Origin of the sequence: Neorhizobium puerariae (assembly GCF_042429745.1) — a bacterium.
Lineage (GTDB): Bacteria > Pseudomonadota > Alphaproteobacteria > Rhizobiales > Rhizobiaceae > Neorhizobium > Neorhizobium puerariae.
The window spans coordinates 148039-165448 of sequence record NZ_JBHMAA010000014.1; the positions used below are offsets into that span (position 1 = coordinate 148039).

Here is a 17410-nt window from a genome sequence, read left to right on the forward strand (position 1 = left end):
TGAAATCGGAGGAGGGATTTCATGAACGTCAATCGCAGAACGCTTCTCGTGGGCGCGGCCACGACCGGCATCGCCACGACCTTTTCGATCCGCACGAGGCCTGCGAATGCAGCCGAGTTCACCTACAAGTTCGCCAACAACCAGGCATTGACCCACCCCATGAACATCCGCGCCAAGGAGGCCGTCGCCAGGATTCAGGAGGAGAGCGGCGGCCGGATGGCGATCAACATCTTTCCGTCCAGTCAGCTCGGCGCCGATACGGACATGCTGAACCAGGTGCGTTCGGGTGGTGTCGAGATGTTCAGCCTGTCGCCGATCATCCTGTCGACGCTCGTGCCGAACGCGTCGCTCAACGGCGTCGGGTTCGCGTTTCCGAGCTATGACCAGGTCTGGCCGGCGATGGACGGCGAACTCGGCAAGTATGTCCGCGGCGAGATCGAGAAGAAGGGCCTGTTGACGCTCGAAAAGATCTGGGACAACGGTTTCCGCCAGATCACCTCGTCCAGGGGGCCGGTCGAGACGCCGAAGGATCTCGAAGGCTTCAAGATACGCGTGCCGGTAAGCCCGCTCTGGACCTCGATGTTCACCGCTTTCGGTTCCGCGCCCGCCTCCATCAACTTCGCCGAAACCTATACGGCGCTGCAGACGGGGATCGTCGATGGGCAGGAAAACCCGCTTGCCATCCTGACGACGGCCAAGCTCTTCGAGGTCCAGAAATACGTCTCCATGACCAACCACATGTGGGACGGCTTCTGGATATTGCTCAACCGCCGCTCCTGGCAGGCCTTGCCGGAGGATCTGCGGCAGATCGTCGCCAGGCATTTCAATGCCGCTGCCGAGCTGCAGCGCAAGGATGTCATGGCGCTCAACGCCAGCGTCCAGGCGGAGCTGGAAGGCAAGGGGATGAAGTTCAACAAGCCTGACGGCGCCCTTTTCCAGGAAAAGCTGCGCAGCGCGAATTTCTACAAGGACTGGAAAGGCAAATATGGCGAGGAAGCCTGGGCAATCCTGGAAAAGGCCATCGGCAAGACGCTGGGCTGATCACGGCGCGGCCCCTGGAGCGGAAAGCGGTTCATGGAACAGTTGATCGACAACCTGTCCGGTCTTCGGGAAGGTTCCGCTTCCGGCTCCGGCGCGCAGGCGGTGGAAAGGGCGCTGCAGCTTCTTTCCATCGTCGGACGCGCCGCCGACAAGGGAGTGGCGCTGGGCGACGTGGTTGCCGGTAGCGGCCTCAACAAGCCGACCGCCAGGCGATTGCTGATGGCTCTCATGCGCTCCCGCCTGGTCGAGCAGGACGAACTCACTCGCCGGTACTATCTCGGCGGGGAACTCTACGTACTCGGCATGCTGGCATCGCGCCGGCACGGCCTTCTCGAGATGGCGGCCGAGAGCCTGAAACGGCTTTCGGCGCTTTCCGCCGATACGAGTTTCGTTTCGATGCGGCGGGACGACTACGCGGTCTGCCTGCATCGCGAGGAAGGGACGCATCCCGTGCGCACGCACGCGCTGCTGACTGGCGACCAGAACCCGCTCGGCGTCGGTGCGGGATCGCTCGCCATGCTGGCCGCATTGCCGGATGCGGAGGTGGATGCGATCATCGGCAGGATCGAAGGCGTCATCGCCACGCAATATCCCGGTTATTCGGCGGAGATCATCCGCGAGGACGTCGCCCGGACGCGGGAAGCGGGCTATGCGCTGAACCCCGGCCGGGTGATCGCCAATTCCTGGGGGATCGGCATGGCGATCCTGCTGCCGGATGGGCGGCTCGCCGGGGCGCTGTCGATCGCCGCGATCGACAGCCGCATGGGCGAAACGCGCCGGAAGGAATTGGCGGGATCGCTGCGACAGGAAGTGGAACGCGCGCAGGGCAAGCTGAAGACCCTCTTCGGCTCCGGCAGGCCGGTAATCCGAGACGCGCCGCAGCCGGTCCGCCGGCGGGCGCCGGAACATGTTTGAACGAAGGAGAAGATCATGAGCGGAGCCGAGATCATTGGTTGGGCGCATTCGAAATTCGGGAGATCCGATGCCGGCTCGACCCGGGAACTGATGGCCGAGGTGATCAATCCGGCCCTGGAACATGCCGGCATCACCGCGAAGGATGTCGACGGCATCTTCGTCGGCGTGTTCAACAACGGTTTTTCCAAACAGGATTTCCAGGGGGCGCTTGTCGCCATGGCGGCCGAAGGCCTTGACCATGTGCCGGCGGTGCGCATGGAGAATGCCTGCGCGACGGGTTCGGCCGCGCTCTATTCGGCGCTCGATTTCATCGCCTCCGGTCGGGGCAGGATCGCGCTCGTCGTCGGAGCGGAGAAGATGACGGCGCTGCCGACCAGGGAGACCGGCGACATCCTGCTGTCGGCCTCCTACCGCGAGGAGGAAGCGGATGTGGAGGGCGGTTTCGCAGGTCTCTTCGGCCGCATCGCCAGCCATTATTTCCAGCGCTATGGCGATCGTTCCGAAGAACTGGCGATGATCGCCGCCAAGAACCATACCAACGGCATGAAGAATCCCTATGCCCATATGCAAAAGGATTTCGGTTTCGATTTCTGCAACACCGTCTCCGACAAGAATCCCTATGTGGCGGCGCCGCTGCGCCGCACGGATTGCTCGCTCGTGTCGGATGGCGCCGCCGCTCTGGTGGTCGCCGCTCCGGAGGTCGCCGCCGGCATGAAACGTGCGGTGGCATTCCGGGCGCGCAACCACGTCAACGATATCCTCGCCATGTCGCGCCGCGATCCGATCGCCTTCGAAGGCGCCCGCATGGCCTGGCAGAGGTCGCTCGGCGAGGCCGGCATCTCCCTCGACGATCTCAGTCTTGTCGAGACGCATGACTGCTTCACGATCGCGGAGCTCATCGAATACGAGGCCATGGGACTTGCCCGGCCGGGGGAAGGATACCGCATCATCCGCGAAGGCATTACCCGCAAGGATGGCCGGTTGCCGGTCAACCCGTCGGGGGGGCTGAAATCAAAGGGGCATCCGATCGGTGCGACCGGCGTGTCCATGCATGTGATGGCCGCGATGCAGCTCTGTGGCGAGGCGGGTGAGATGCAGGTGCCGGACGCGACGCTCGCCGGCGTCTTCAACATGGGCGGTGCGGCCGTTGCCAACTACGTCTCCATTCTGGAGCGGACGAAATGAATGGGGTGGCCGCGGCCGTTGCCGCAGATCGGGCCGATCCGAGGGGCGGGCTCGCCCCCCGTTCGACGCGGGTGATGAACCTCGCCCGTTTCGTGACGCAAGCCAAATGCCGGGAGCCGCAGGGCATTGCACTGGTCTGGTCGGAAAAAGCCTGGACCTGGGAGGAGTTCGACACGCGCATCGACGCGATGGCGACAGCCCTCCAGCAGCGGTTCGGGGCCACGAAGGGCGACCGCATTCTGGTCCAGTCGCAGAACTGCAACCAGATGTTCGAGTCCATGTTCGCCTGTTTCCGGATCGGCGCGGTCTGGGTGCCGACCAATTTCCGGCAGACGCCGGAGGAGGTCGCCTATCTCGCCACGGCGAGCGGTGCGACGGGCATGATCTGCAATGCGGCCTTTGCCGACCATGCGCGGGTTGCGCGCGAGACGAATGTCGACATCGGTTTCGTGATCGCCATCGGCGACGCGGATTTCGGTCCGTCCTACGATGGGATCGTCGGGGAATTCCTCGGCAGAAAACCCGTCGAGGCGCGTGTCGAGCGCGACGATCCGTGCTGGTTCTTCTTCACGTCGGGCACGACCGGGCGGCCGAAAGCGGCCGTGCTGACGCATGGTCAGATGGCCTTCGTGATCAACAACCATCTCTGCGACCTGATGCCGGGCGTCACCTCCGCCGATGCCGCGCTGGTCGTCGCGCCGCTTTCCCATGGCGCCGGCGTGCACCAGCTCACGCAGGTGGCGCATGGGGTGAAGACCGTCCTTCTGCCGACGGAAAGGTTCGACATCGAGGCAGCCTGGGCGCTGGTCGAAAAATGGCGCGTCTCGACCATGTTCACCGTTCCGACCATCCTCAAGCTGCTGGTCGAGCATCCGTCGGCGGAGAAATACGACCATTCCTCGCTGCGCTACGTGATCTATGCCGGCGCGCCCATGTATCGCGAAGACCAGAAACGGACGCTGAAAAGCCTCGGTCCCGTCATCGTCCAGTATTTCGGGCTCGGTGAAGTGACCGGCGCGATCACCGTGCTGCCGCCGTCGCTGCATTCGGCTGAAGACGGCGAAGGCGTGAAGATCGGGACTTGCGGCAGGGAGCGGACCGGCATGCAGGTGTCGATCCAGAACGATGCGGGCGAGGAGCTGGAAGCCTACGAGACTGGGGAGATCTGCGTTGTCGGCCCGGCGGTCTTTGCCGGCTATTACGACAATCCGGAGGCCAATGAGAAAGCGTTTCGCGACGGCTGGTTCCGCACTGGCGATCTCGGCCATATGGACGACCAGGGGTTTCTCTACATCACGGGCCGGGCGTCCGACATGTACATCTCCGGCGGCTCGAACGTCTATCCGCGCGAGATCGAGGAGAAGCTGCTCACGCATCCCGCCATCAGCGAGGTGGCCGTGCTCGGCGTGCCGGACCCGCTCTGGGGCGAGGTTGGCTACGCCGTCTGCGTCGCCGAACCGGGCGCCGTCGTCACCGAGGAGGAGATGTTCGCCTTCATCGACGGCAGGATATCCCGCTACAAGCTGCCGAAACGCTTTATCTTCTGGGAAGCCCTGCCGAAATCCGCCTATGGCAAGATCACCAAGAAGATGATCCGCGAGGCGCTGCTGGAGCGTGGCGAACTGGGTGGAAAGCCGGCTAACGACAAGCCGGCGCTGCGTGAGCTCCGACATCCTGGACCGATTGCGCCCGTGCGGCGGGAAGCGGTGCGGACCACGTTGAAGCCGGTGCAAGGTGTGCTGCAGCCGGGCGAGGTCTTTCTCTCCGGCGTGGCGCGGGTCTTTGCGGAAGCGGGCTTAAGGGGAGGCTTCGTCGATATCCGGGGCGGCGCCTGCGATCCGTTCCGTTATGTCCTGCCGGCCCTCTCGCCGGACAAGGATCACGCCGCCTGGTACAGCGCGACCTTCGCGCCGCCCGCGGGCGGGAGAATTCAGGCCGCGACCGCGATCTTCGGGGAGCGCGACGGTGCGCCTTTCCTGCATTGCCACGGCATATGGGATACGGGCGAAGGCGGGTTCCGCATGGGCCATGTCCTGCCCTTCGAGAGCGTCGTCAGCGAGCCGATCCCGGTCCATGGCTATGGCAGCGTCGCCGCGACATTCGATTCCGTCGCCGATCCCGAGACGAATTTCACGTTGTTCTCGGTCGCGGGCGAGAGCGGGGAGGGCAGCGGCATCCTGTTGCGAGTCCGGCCGAACGAGGACGTCGCAGCGGCGCTCGAGGACATCTGCGCGATGCATGGCATCGAAAATGCGCGCATCCACGGGATCGGCAGCATCAATGAGCCGGTCTTCGAGGACGGGCGGCGCGTGGCCTGCCCGGCCACCGAAATCGCCATCGAAAACGGCGTGCTGGCAAGGAAGACGAAGGGCCTTTGCGCGACGCTGGATGCTGCGGTCGTCGATACGGACGGCGTGATCCATCACGGTCGGCTTGTCCGGGGCGACAATCCGGTCGGCGTCACATTCGAGCTGGTCATCGTGGGGAAACAGGGAGAGCGGTAATGCGGAGCGTCGTCGTCACGGGTGCAGGATCGGGTATCGGCCTTTCGACGACGGAGCTTCTGATCGATGCCGGCTGGCATGTGATCGCAACCGATCGCGATGTCGGCGCCTTGGCGCATCTGGCCGGGAAGCTCGACAACCGGGCCGCGATGCTCACGCCCACGGCGCTCGATGTGACCGACGCGGCGGCCGTGGCGCATCTTGCGGACCGATGCCGTTCGCTGGCTGCTCCGCTTGCCGCGCTCGTCAACAGCGCGGGAATCGCGGCAAACGTGCGGTTCGCTGATACGACCGCGGACATGCTGAGGCGAATCTACGAGGTGAATGTCGTCGGCGCTTTTGCGCTTTCACAGGCGCTTGCCCCGGTTCTTCGGGAAAACGGCGGCGGTTCGATCGTCCACATCGCGTCGGTTTCCGGCATCAAGGGCAATCTCGGCCGTTCCGCCTACGGCGCCTCGAAGGGGGCGCTGATCACGCTCACCAAGATCATGGCCGTGGAGCTTGCCGACGACCTGATCCGTGTCAATGCGATTGCGCCGGGGCCGATCGAGACCCCCATGGTCAAGGAAACGCATACGGCGGTGACGCGGGAAGAATGGCATCGCACCGTCCCGATGCACCGGTACGGCCGGCCGGAGGAGATTGCCGCGGCCGTCGCTTTTCTCATCGACAGCCGCCAGTCCTCTTACGTGACCGGCCAGATTCTGGCGGTCGACGGCGGGTTTACGGCAGCAGGCCTGATGGCCTGAACCGTTCCGGCACAGGTCTTCTTTGTGACAGCATATTCATCAAAATCCGCGGTACTAAACGCGGAGTTGCGTTGACAAGCCACTGCAAAGATTGGAAAACTGGCAGAATGCCACGGTAGCCACGGGGAGGACGGTCCATGTCTAGGCGCGTGTTTTTTGGCTTTTCCGCTCTTCTCTTTTCCGCATTCGCCTTGACTTCGCCCTTGCTGGCGGCCGATCGGCGAATCGAAACGACACCGGATGGCGACTATCTCGGCTTCGACCTCAGGACGGTCAAGAATGTCAGCCAGGCGCAATGCGAGGCCGCCTGTGTCGGCGACAATGCCTGCAAGGCTTTCACCTATAACGTCAAGGCCAAGTGGTGCTTCCTGAAATCGGACTACGGCCAGCTCAACGCATTCCAGGGGGCGGTCGCCGGCAAGGTCGTCGAGGTGGCGTCCGAGCCGGATATCGGCGCGCCGCCGAGGCTTGGCTTCCTGTCCGAGGATCTCCTGCAGCAGGCACGCGAGCAGAAGGACGGCTTGACCCTCGGCGACAACCAGCAGGGTTACGGCGTCGAAAACCTGAAGGCCATCGCCCAGGGCGAGCTTCTCCGCGGAAATGTCGATACGGCAATCTACAATTTCAAAGGCGGCCTTTCCCTTACCCCGGATGACGGTTCGCTGTGGATCGAGCTTGCGCGCGCGGCGAGCACGGCCAGGGACAACAGCACCGCCGACAGCGAAGGCACGCTGGCGGCGATCAACGGCTATCAGCTTTCCCGCACGACCCAGAGCCGCGCCGACGCCCTGGCGGTTCTCGCCGCGGCGCTTGCCAAGCAGCAGAACTACCGTTCCGCGCTCAACGCATACAAGGCGAGCCTGGCGCTGGTGAATGCCCGCACCATCCAGTCCGCCTACAACGACCTGCGCGAGCGCCAGGGTTTCCGCGTGACCGGCAACACGGTCGACAACGACAGCGCCAATCCGCGCGCCTGCGTGCAGTTTTCCGAACCGCTGGTGAAGGCCGGGGTCGACTACGCTCCTTTCGTGGTGCTGAACGGTCAGGCGCCGAAGGCGATGGAGGCCAAGGACAACCAGATCTGCGTCGAGGGACTGACGCACGGCCAGCGCTACAAGCTGTCGCTTCGCCGGGGGCTGCCGTCTTCCGTCGAAGAGCCGCTCGTGGCCCAGGTCGATCTCGACATCTATGTCAAGGACCGCTCGCCGATGGTGCGTTTTACCGGCGACAGCTTCGTGCTGCCGTCGACCGCGCGCCGCGGCATCCCGATCGTGTCGGTCAATACGGAAAAAGCCGACCTGAAGCTTTATCGCGTGGGGGATCGCAACATCGCCTCGCTGCTCGCCAACTCGCAGTTCCTGACCCAGATGGATGGCTACAATGCCAGCCAGATCGAGCAGCAGAGCGGCGAACTCGTCTGGCAGGGCACGATCGATATCGGCCAGGACCTCAACAAGGACGTGGTGACCAGCTTCCCGGTCGATGAGGCGCTGCCGGCGCGCAAGCCGGGCGTCTATGTTCTGACGGCGGCGGCATCCAATGCCGTCTCGCAGGAATGGGACAGCAAGGCGACCCAGTGGTTCGTCGTTTCCGATATCGGGCTCAGCACCTATGCCGGCACGGACGGGCTGCACGTCTTTGCCCGGGCGCTGGGGTCGGCGAAGCCGATTGCGGGCGTCGACCTGCAGCTTCTCGCGAAGAACAATGAAATCCTCGGCGCCGCCAAGACGGATGCGGATGGGCGTGCGGTCTTCACCGCCGGCCTGATGCGCGGCACGGCGGGCATGGTGCCTGCGGTGCTGACGGCACAGAACAACGGCCAGGACTATGTCTTCCTGGACATGAGCCGCGCCGGGTTCGATCTGTCCGATCGTGGCGTCACCGGCCGCCCGGCGCCGGGAGCGATCGACCTCCTGCCATGGACCGAACGCGGCATCTACCGCCCCGGCGAGACGGTGCATGCGAGCGCGCTTGCGCGCAATATCGATGCGACGGCGATCGAGAACCTGCCGCTCACCTTTGTTTTCCTCCGCCCGGATGGCGTCGAGGACCGTCGCATGGTCGATAACGGTTCGCTCGGGGGCTATGCGCTCGACCTGCCGCTCCAGCCGTCCGCGATGCGCGGTACGTGGACCATGCAGATCTTCACGGACCCCAAGGGTTCGGCGATCAGCGAAAAGACATTCCTGGTGGACGACTTCGTTCCGGATCGCATCGAATTCGACATGACGAGCGAGGCCAGGGAAATCGAGGCCGGCCAACCGGTGCCGGTCAATATCGACGGGCGTTTCCTCTATGGCGCACCGGCCGCCGGTCTCAATCTCGAAGGCGAGATCACGCTGAAGCCGACGCGGGAAAGCGTTGCATTCCCCGGCTATCAGTTCGGCCTGGCCGACGAGGAGGAGACGGAAACCGTGCGCCTTCCGCTCGATGCGCTGGAGCCTACCGGCGAGGATGGCAAGGCGACCTTCGAGGCCGATGTCAGCGAAGTGCCCTCGACCACCCGGCTGATCAACGCCGATATCGTCGTGCGCATGCAGGAGGCCGGAGGCCGCGCCGTCGAGCGTTCCATTACCCTGCCGGTCAAGCCGGATGGCGCGAGGATCGGCATAAAGCCGGAATTCTCGGGAGACCTCGCCGAGAATTCGGTGGGCAATTTCACCGTCATCGTCGTTGATCCCGCCGGCGGCAAGCAGACGATGCGGGGCCTGTCGTGGAAACTCGTGAAGATCGACCGCGACTACCAATGGTACCGTGACGGTTCGTCCTGGCGTTTCGAGCCGGTGACCCGCACCAGCCAGGTTACCAACGGAGCGGTCAACGTCACCCCGGACGGCGGCCGGATCTCGGTGCCGGTCGCCTGGGGCCGATACCGGCTGGAGATCGAGACCGCCGATATCGGCGGCCCGGAATCCAGCGTCGAGTTCGATGCCGGCTGGTTCGTCACCGCGACCTCGACCGAAACGCCGGATGCGCTGGAAATCGCGCTTGACAAGGCGAGCTACAAGGTCGGCGAAACGGCCAGGCTCAAGGTTTCCTCGCGTTATGCCGGCGAATTGATGATCACGGCCGGTTCCGAAGACCTGCTCACCGTGCAGACGGCGAGCATCGGCGCGAATGGCGGGGAGGTGGATATTCCCGTCACGGCCGATTGGGGCGCGGGCTCCTATGTGACGGCAACGCTCTATCGCCCCGGCGAGGCGCAGGAAAGCCGCATGCCCATGCGCGCCATCGGCATCACATGGCTGAAGGTCGATCCGGAAAGCCGCGATCTCCAGGTTTCCGTGGCAGCTCCGGACAAGACCCTGCCGCGCCAGCCACTGGATATCTCCGTGCAGGTGGCCGGAGCGGGCGCGAACGAGAATGCCTATGTCACGGTCGCCGCGGTGGATGTCGGCATTCTGAACCTCACCCGCTACGAGCCTCCGGCGCCGGACGACTGGTATTTCGGCCAACGCCGTCTGGGGCTTGAAATCCGCGACATCTATGGCCGGCTGATCGACGGTTCGCTCGGCGCTACCGGGCGGTTGCGCACCGGCGGCGATGGCGGCAGCATCGCATTGCAGGCAAGCCCGCCGAAGGAAAAGCTGGTTGCCTTCTTCTCGGGTCCGGTGAAGCTCGATGCCCAGGGCCGCGCGAACGTCTCCTTCGATATCCCGCAGTTCAACGGTACGGCCCGCGTCATGGCGGTCGCCTGGTCGAAGACCGGTGTCGGCCATGGCGTCAAGGACGTGGTGATCCGCGATCCGATCGTGGTGACCGCCAGCCTTTCCCGTTTCCTGGCGCCGGGCGACCAGAGCAACCTGCGCCTCGATATCGCCAATACCGACGCGCCGGCCGGGAACTACCAGTTGACCGTCCGGACCACCGATCCCGTTTCCGTCGGCTCAAGCGCGCTGAAGACCGTCAAGCTCGCCGCCGGGGGCAAGACGGACGTCACGCTGCCGCTTTCCGGCGTGGAGCCGGGCGATGGCTCCGTCTATATCCGGTTGTCGAGTGTGTCCGGCGTGTCCGTGTATCAGCAGCTCGACATTCCCGTCCGGCCGGCGGCCATGCCAGTGACCGAACGGCGGCTGGTCGACCTGAAGCCCGGCGCCAGCATGACCGTCGACAGCAACCTGCTTGCCGACAGCATCCTGCCCGGCGCGTCCGTCAGCGTGAATGTCAGCCGGTCGACGGCGTTCGACATTCCCGCGCTGCTGATGAGCCTCAGCCGCTATCCCTACGGCTGCGCCGAACAGACGACGAGCCGCGCCCTGCCGCTCCTCTATCTCAGCGAGATGGCGGTCCAGAACGGGCTTGCCGACGATGCCGAAGTCAAGAAGCGGGTGCAGGATGCGATCTATCGCGTGCTTTCCTACCAGTCCTCGGCCGGCAGTTTCGGCCTCTGGGGGCCGGGCGGCGGCGATCTGTGGCTCGATTCCTACGTGACGGATTTCCTGTCCCGTGCTCGCGAGCAGGGTTACGAGGTTCCGGAACAGGCGCTGGTCCAGGCGCTCGAAAGCCTGCAGAACTCGCTGGGCTATACCAACAACATCAAGGACCAGGGCAACGAGATCGCCTATGCGCTCTATGTGCTCGCCCGCAATCGCAAGGCGGCGATCAGCGACCTGCGCTATTATGCGGATACGATGCTGAACGATTTCCCGACGCCGCTCGCCAAGGCGCATATCGCCGCGGCGCTGGCGCTTTATGGCGATGCCCAGAGGTCGAAGAGCATCTTCGCCGACTCCCTGCAGATGTCGGAACAGGCGCAGATCCACAAGGTGAGCCTGGTCCGCTCCGACTACGGTTCGTCGCTGCGCGACGGCGCCGCCGTCCTGGCGCTCGCGGCCGAGAGCAGGCCGGTGCCGCCGATCGTTCCGGCCCTGGCGAATATCGTCGCGAAGGAATGGAGCGCCAAGAAATATACCAGCACGCAGGAGCAGACATGGATGCTGCTGGCGGCCCGCGCATTGCAGAACGGAGACAACAATCTGCGGCTCAACGTGAACGGCGCCGACCATCGCGGTACCCTGATGTCGCAGATGACGGGCGACGCGCTGATCGACCACCCGCTGACGATCCGCAACGACAGCGGCGATCCGCTGTCCGCCGCGATCACCACGGTCGCAGCGCCAGCCCAGCCGCTGCCGGCGGGCGGTGACGGCTTCGAAATCTCCCGCACCTATTACAACATGGCCGGCGAGGAGGTGAATGTCAGCGAGGCGCAGCAGAACGAGCGTTATGTCGTCGTGCTGAACATCACCGAGACCAACGAATGGCCGTCGCGGGTCGTCGTGACCGACCTTCTCCCGGCCGGGTTCGAGATCGATAATCCGAGCATCGTCAACAGCGCCAGCCTTTCCAATTTCGACTGGATCGAAGAGGTGACGCCCGCCCATACGGAGTTCCGCAATGACCGCTTCGTGGCGGCTTTCGACCGCAGCGCCGGCGACAATCGCGAGATTTCGCTCGCCTATGTGGTTCGTGCCGTTACCCCGGGCGTCTACGATCATCCGGCCGCCCAGGTGGAGGACATGTATCGCCCGCAGTTCTCGGCACGCACCGCAACCGGGAAAATGGAGGTGCTCGCCGCGCAATAGGCGGCGGCTCGACCCCATGAAACTCAGGTGGAAGCTTTCGATCGGCTTTGGCGTCGTCCTCGTCCTTGCGGCAGGGGCGGCGGCCGGGCTGGATGCGGCGGACAGGGCCTTTCCGCCGCCGTTCGACAAGGCGCAGCTCGTCTCCGCCGAGGTGCTGGATGCGGACGGAGAGCTTCTGCGCGCCTTCGCGACGCCCGAAGGCCGCTGGCGGCTGAAAACCACGATCGAAGACGTCGATCCCCGTTTCCTGAAAATGCTGATCGCCTACGAGGACCGGCGCTTCTACGACCATGTGGGTGTCGATCCGCTGGCGCTTGGCCGCGCGGTGCTGCAACTCGTCGCCAACGGCCGGATCGTTTCGGGAGCATCGACACTGTCCATGCAGGTGGCGCGGCTGATCGAGCCGCGCGAGACCCGCTCGCTCTCCGCCAAATTGCGGCAGCTTGCCCGCGCCATCCAGATCGAGAGGCGGCTCGGCAAGCGGGAGATACTGGAGCTCTATCTCACGCGCGCGCCTTATGGCGGCAATCTGGAAGGAGTGCGGGCCGCGAGCCTTGCCTATTTCGGCAAGGAGCCGCGCCGGTTGACCGTGGCTGAGGCAGCGCTTCTCGTCGCCCTGCCGCAATCTCCGGAGGGGCGGCGCCCGGACCGGCGCTTCCAGGCGGCAAAGGCGGCGCGCGAACGGGTTCTGATGCGTTCGGCGGTGGCGGAGGTGACCGGCAGCGGCGAAGCGGAACGGGCGGCCGGCGACGGCATCCCGACGCGGAGGCTGCAATTGCCCGCCTATGCGGCGCATCTCGCCGAAGCGGCGATCCGCAGGCCGCCGAAGGCGGTCGAATACAGGACGACCTTGAAACGCAGTATCCAGCAGGGGCTGGAACAGGTCGCGAGGGATGCGGCCTCGAAGCTCGCGCCCAAAGTCTCGCTGGCGATGGTCATGGCCGATGCCACGACCGGCGCGATCGTCGGCGAGGTGGGGTCGGCGGATTATTTCGATGCAAGCCGTTCCGGCTGGGTCGACATGACGCGCGTGCTCCGCTCGCCCGGCTCGACGCTGAAGCCGTTCATATACGGCCTTGCTTTCGAGCAGGGGCTGGTCAGCCAGGAAACGATCATCGAGGATCGGCCGGCGGATTTCTTCGGTTATCGTCCGAAGAATTTCGACATGAGCTATCAGGGCGATGTCAGCGTGCGGCAGGCGCTGCAGCTCTCGCTCAATGTTCCGGCGGTGCGGCTTCTCGATGCGGTCGGGCCCTCGCGGTTGATGATCCGCTTCCGCCGGGCGGATGTCCGGCCGGTTCTGCCGCCCAACGAGGCTCCGGGGCTGGCGATCGGGCTCGGCGGCGTCGGCATCACGCTCAAGGACCTGGTGCAGACCTATGCGGCGCTTGCCAATCGCGGAGAGCCGGTCAGGCTCGGCAACGGCATCGAGGACCAGCCCGGCCGGATAGAGGGCGAACCGCTGTTGGAACCGCAGGCCGTGTGGAACGTCACGGATGTCCTTTCGGACATCCTGCCGCCCCAGGGCAGCCGGAGGCTCGGCATCGCCTACAAGACCGGCACGAGCTACGGTTACCGGGATGCCTGGTCGGTCGGATATGACGGGCGCTACGTGCTGGGCGTCTGGGTCGGCAGGCCGGACAACGGCGCGGTGCCGGGAATCGCCGGCTATCAGACGGCCGCGCCGATCCTCTTCGAGGCTTTTTCGAAATCCGGTGTGCCGGTCGCGTCGCTGCCGCCGGCGCCGGCGGGCGCCATGCGGCTTGCGCAGGCGGACCTTCCGATCAGTCAGCGGCGTTTCTCGATGACGGCCAGCGGCCTCATCTCCGCCTCGTCACGGGAGCCTGCGCCGCAGATCGTCTATCCGCCGGAAGGCGCGCGGGTCGATCTCGGAGCGCGTTCGGGCGAAATATCGCCTCTGGTCCTGAAGCTCCAAGGCGGCCGCGCGCCCTTCCGCTGGCTTGCCAACGGCCGGCCGCTCAGCGAATTGTCTCGCCGCCGCACAAACGAATGGATGCCGGATGGCGCGGGCTATTCGACCCTGACGGTGATCGACGCCGTGGGGCGGGCTGCGAGTGTCAGGGTTTTTGTTGAATAGACAGCCCGCGGCATTCCTCGGTCGCGTGCCTGAATACCCGGTCCCCGGCCAGGATGTCGAAAGCCTTTGCACAGGAATGCGCCCGGGCGTCCGTTTGCGGAAATCGACTTCATCAAGCCCGCCCATCGGCCAACGCCTTGGAGCCCGCGCAGTCTTCTGCCGTGGTTTTTCAAAGAGCAGTCCGGAGAGGCGCACGCGAATGCGGAACCTCGATTGATTTGTATAAGGTGGCTCCGCATTCGCGTGGCCTTCGGCGTCTTGTCAGGGCTTCCGGCCCCTACAGGTGATCACCTCGCCTCGCTGCATGGCTTCGTTCGCGGTCTCCTTTCGGGAAACCCTGCCACTTGGACGGCTCAACCGAACCGGGCATGGCTGCCCGGGGGAGGCTTGATAGGGAGAAGTCCGGTTTCCCGTTCCGCTCCCATGGCTTTCACCTCTTCCACCGTCCCCGCAAGTTACGGTTCCGATGGAAGCGCCGGCCTCCGCCTGCCCGCGAACGTCTCGCGAAACACTCCGGCGACGGAAGCGGGGCTATTGTAGGCACGACGCGAAAGGGCGGGGAAAAGCAGGGACGAAATTTTTTGAGGGCAGGCCGCGCCGACTCTTCGCCGATTGAATGGCCTGAACGGCCTTCACCAACGAAATCAGCGTCTTGAATTCACGCAAGTCGTGGATTTCGTTGGTGAGGAGGCCGCGGCTCATGCTGCGGTCGCGGCCTTCTTCTTCGCAACACGAGCTCGGATAGATTCGATATCCGCCCGCGGCGTCGCGGCAAACAGCGTACGGGTATATTCGTGCTTCGGGTCGGAAAACACCTCGTCACGGGTGCCGTATTCCACCGCCTCGCCGAAATACATCACCATCACTTCGTCGGCGATATAGCGCACGACGGAGAGGTCGTGGCTGATGAAGACATAGGTCAGGCCGAATTCGTCCTGCAGGTCGGCGAGCAGGTTGAGCACCTGGGCCTGAACCGAAAGGTCGAGCGCCGAAACCGGCTCGTCGAGCACCAGAAGCTTGGGGTTCAGCATCAGCGCGCGGGCGATTGCGATGCGCTGGCGCTGGCCGCCGGAGAACATGTGCGGATAACGGTTGTAGTGTTCCGGGCCGAGGCCGACCTTGACCAGCATTTCGGTGGCGCGGTCGCGGCGTTCGCCGGTCGACATGCCGGTGTTGATCGCCAGCGGCTCGCCCAGTACGTCGCCGATCTTCTGGCGCGGGTTGAGCGAGCCGTAGGGATTCTGGAAGACGATCTGCACCTTCTGGCGCATGTCCGGGGTCAGGTGGCCGGGACGGGTGTCGACCTTCTTGCCGTCGATCAGCAGGTCGCCGGCGGTCGGCTCGTCGATGAAGGTGATCATGCGGGCAAGGGTGGACTTGCCGCAGCCGCTCTCGCCGACGATCGCCAGCGTCTTGCCGCGTTCCAGCTTGAAGGAGACGCCCTTTACCGCATGGATGATCTTCTTCGGCTTGAAGAGGCCGCCCTGCAGTTCGTAATCGCGCTTGATGTCGCGTACTTCGAGCATGGTTTCGTTCGTCGTATTGCTCATGCGCGGGTCTCCGAAGCCGGCTCGGGCGTGCCTTCGAAGAAGGCGGACACGGTGGTCAGGCGATCTCCGGTCGCATTTTCCGGCAAGGCCGCCAGAAGCGCCTTTGTGTAATTGCTCTTGGGGCTTTCGAAGAGGGAAAGCACGTCGGCTTCCTCCATCTTGCGGCCCTTGTACTGCACCACGACGCGATCCGCCGTCTCGGCCACGACACCCATGTCGTGGGTGATCATGATGAGGCCCATGCCGTTCCTGGCCTGCAGCGACATGATGAGGTCGAGGATCTGCTTCTGGATCGTCACGTCTAGCGCGGTGGTCGGTTCGTCGGCGATCAGGAGCTTCGGGTTGCAGGCGATGGCCATGGCGATCATGACGCGCTGGCACTGACCGCCCGACATCTGGTGCGGAAAACTGCCCAGGCGCTCCTCGGGATTCGGCAGGCCGACCTGCCTGAAAAGCTCGATCGCTCGGGCGTGGCGGGCTTGTCTGTCCAGGCCGAGGTGGATGCGCAGCACTTCCTCGATCTGGAAGCCGACCGTGAAGCAGGGATTGAGGCTGGCGATGGGCTCCTGGAAGATCATCGCGATATCCTTGCCGATCAGCTTGCGGCGCTCGGCCGGGCTGATGTTCCGGATGTCGCGGTCTTCGAAGAGCATGCGGTCGGCGGTGATCTTCGCCGTCCAGGGAAGCAGGCCCATGACGGCGAGCATGGCGACAGACTTGCCGGAGCCGGATTCGCCGACGACGGCCAGAACCTCGCCCTTTTCAACCGAGAGGGAGACGCCGTCGACGGCCTTGAACCAGCCTGTCGCGGTTTCGAATTCGACGGTGAGGTTGTCGATTTGCAGAAGCGCCATGATCAGGACCTCTTCAATTTCGGATCGAGCGCATCGCGCAGGCCGTCGCCCATCAGGTTGATTGCAAGGACGGTGACGAGGATTGCAAGGCCGGGGAAGGTGACGACCCACCAGGCGCGCAGGATGAATTCGCGCGCTTCGGCAAGCATAGTCCCCCATTCCGGCGCAGGCGGCTGGGCGCCCATGCCGAGGAAGCCGAGCGCCGCCGCATCCAGGATGGCGTTCGAGAAGGAAAGCGTCGCCTGGACGATCAGCGGCGCGGTGCAGTTCGGCAGGATGGTGCGGAACATCAGCCGCAGGGGGCCGGCGCCGGCAAGGCGTGCGGCGGTCACGTAGTCGCGGGTCTTTTCGGCCATGACGGCGGCGCGGGTCAGGCGGACGAAATGCGGCTGCAGCGTCAGCGCGATGGCGATCATGCCGTTCGTCAGGCTGGGGCCGAGGATCGCGACGAGCACGAGCGCCAGCAGCAGGGACGGGAAGGCGAGGATGATGTCCATCAGCCGCATGATGACGGTATCGACCCAGCCGCGATAATAACCGGCGATCAGGCCGACGAAGATGCCGCCGGTGAGCGACAGCGTCGTCACGAAGACGCCGATGAACAGCGAATATTGCGCGCCGTAGATGAGCCGCGAGAGAATGTCGCGGCCGACCGGGTCCGTGCCGAGCAGATAGCCAGCCCGGCCGCCTTCGGTCCAGATCGGCGGTATGAGGACGGCGTCGCGATATTGCTCGAAGGGCGAGTGGGGCGCGATGACGGGCGCGAGAAGCGCGACGACGACCAGTATCAGGAAAACGAACAGGCCGATGACGGCGCCGCGGTTTTCGGAGAAGTAGAACCAGAACTCCTTGAGCATCTGGCGGCGGAGAGCGGCGCTGGAGACAGCCTCGGGCGCCTTGTCGACGGTGGTGTCGGCCATGGGATTTTC

Annotated in this window: 10 protein-coding genes and 1 pseudogene; 8 read left to right on the forward strand and 3 right to left on the reverse strand. The window is 64.6% G+C overall.

Going from position 1 to position 17410, the window contains the following annotated elements; all coding sequences use genetic code 11:
* Positions 1 to 21 precede the first annotated feature (21 nt).
* The 8 genes and pseudogenes from ACFFP0_RS12610 (at position 22) to pbpC (ending at position 14077) form a co-directional block, all read left to right on the forward strand.
* A complete protein-coding gene (locus ACFFP0_RS12610) occupies positions 22 to 1041 on the forward strand; it encodes a TRAP transporter substrate-binding protein (protein WP_377261021.1) in 1020 nt (339 codons plus the stop codon).
* A gap of 33 nt (positions 1042 to 1074) precedes the next feature.
* Positions 1075 to 1956, forward strand: a complete 882-nt coding sequence (locus tag ACFFP0_RS12615; protein WP_377261024.1) for an IclR family transcriptional regulator — start codon at positions 1075 to 1077, stop codon at positions 1954 to 1956.
* Between the two features lie 15 nt (positions 1957 to 1971).
* On the forward strand, positions 1972 to 3141 hold the full coding sequence (locus tag ACFFP0_RS12620; RefSeq protein WP_377261026.1) for an acetyl-CoA acetyltransferase: 1170 nt from the start codon (positions 1972 to 1974) through the stop codon (positions 3139 to 3141).
* Positions 3138 to 4766, forward strand: a pseudogene (locus tag ACFFP0_RS12625) (acyl-CoA synthetase); the annotation flags it as partial. The gene ACFFP0_RS12620 and the pseudogene ACFFP0_RS12625, both read left to right, overlap by 4 nt.
* A 396-nt stretch (positions 4767 to 5162) precedes the next feature.
* Positions 5163 to 5645, forward strand: coding sequence for a PCC domain-containing protein (locus ACFFP0_RS12630; protein WP_377261288.1), 483 nt, complete (start codon positions 5163 to 5165; stop codon positions 5643 to 5645).
* Positions 5645 to 6394, forward strand: coding sequence for an SDR family NAD(P)-dependent oxidoreductase (locus ACFFP0_RS12635; protein WP_377261029.1), 750 nt, complete (start codon positions 5645 to 5647; stop codon positions 6392 to 6394). Before ACFFP0_RS12630 ends, ACFFP0_RS12635 begins: the two co-directional genes overlap by 1 nt.
* A gap of 137 nt (positions 6395 to 6531) precedes the next feature.
* The gene (locus ACFFP0_RS12640; RefSeq protein ID WP_377261031.1) at positions 6532 to 11979 is read left to right on the forward strand and encodes an alpha-2-macroglobulin family protein; all 5448 of its coding nucleotides are present in this window, start codon (positions 6532 to 6534) and stop codon (positions 11977 to 11979) included.
* A 16-nt stretch (positions 11980 to 11995) separates the two neighbouring features.
* Entirely contained in the window at positions 11996 to 14077 is a 2082-nt protein-coding gene (gene pbpC, locus ACFFP0_RS12645; protein WP_377261033.1) for a penicillin-binding protein 1C, read from the forward strand.
* 698 nt (positions 14078 to 14775) lie between these two features.
* Here pbpC and ACFFP0_RS12650 read toward each other — a convergent pair.
* From ACFFP0_RS12650 to ACFFP0_RS12660, 3 genes are read right to left on the reverse strand one after another with little or no spacing between them, the layout of a single operon-like run.
* On the reverse strand, positions 14776 to 15627 hold the full coding sequence (locus ACFFP0_RS12650; RefSeq protein ID WP_377261036.1) for a dipeptide ABC transporter ATP-binding protein: 852 nt from the start codon (positions 15625 to 15627) through the stop codon (positions 14776 to 14778).
* The gene (locus tag ACFFP0_RS12655) at positions 15624 to 16481 is read right to left on the reverse strand and encodes an ABC transporter ATP-binding protein (protein WP_377261039.1); all 858 of its coding nucleotides are present in this window, start codon (positions 16479 to 16481) and stop codon (positions 15624 to 15626) included. The genes ACFFP0_RS12650 and ACFFP0_RS12655 overlap by 4 nt, the downstream gene beginning before the upstream one ends.
* 2 nt (positions 16482 to 16483) lie before the next feature.
* Positions 16484 to 17401 (reverse strand): ABC transporter permease subunit, encoded by a 918-nt coding sequence (locus tag ACFFP0_RS12660; RefSeq protein WP_377261041.1) that lies wholly within the window; start codon positions 17399 to 17401, stop codon positions 16484 to 16486.
* Positions 17402 to 17410: the final 9 nt, after the last annotated feature.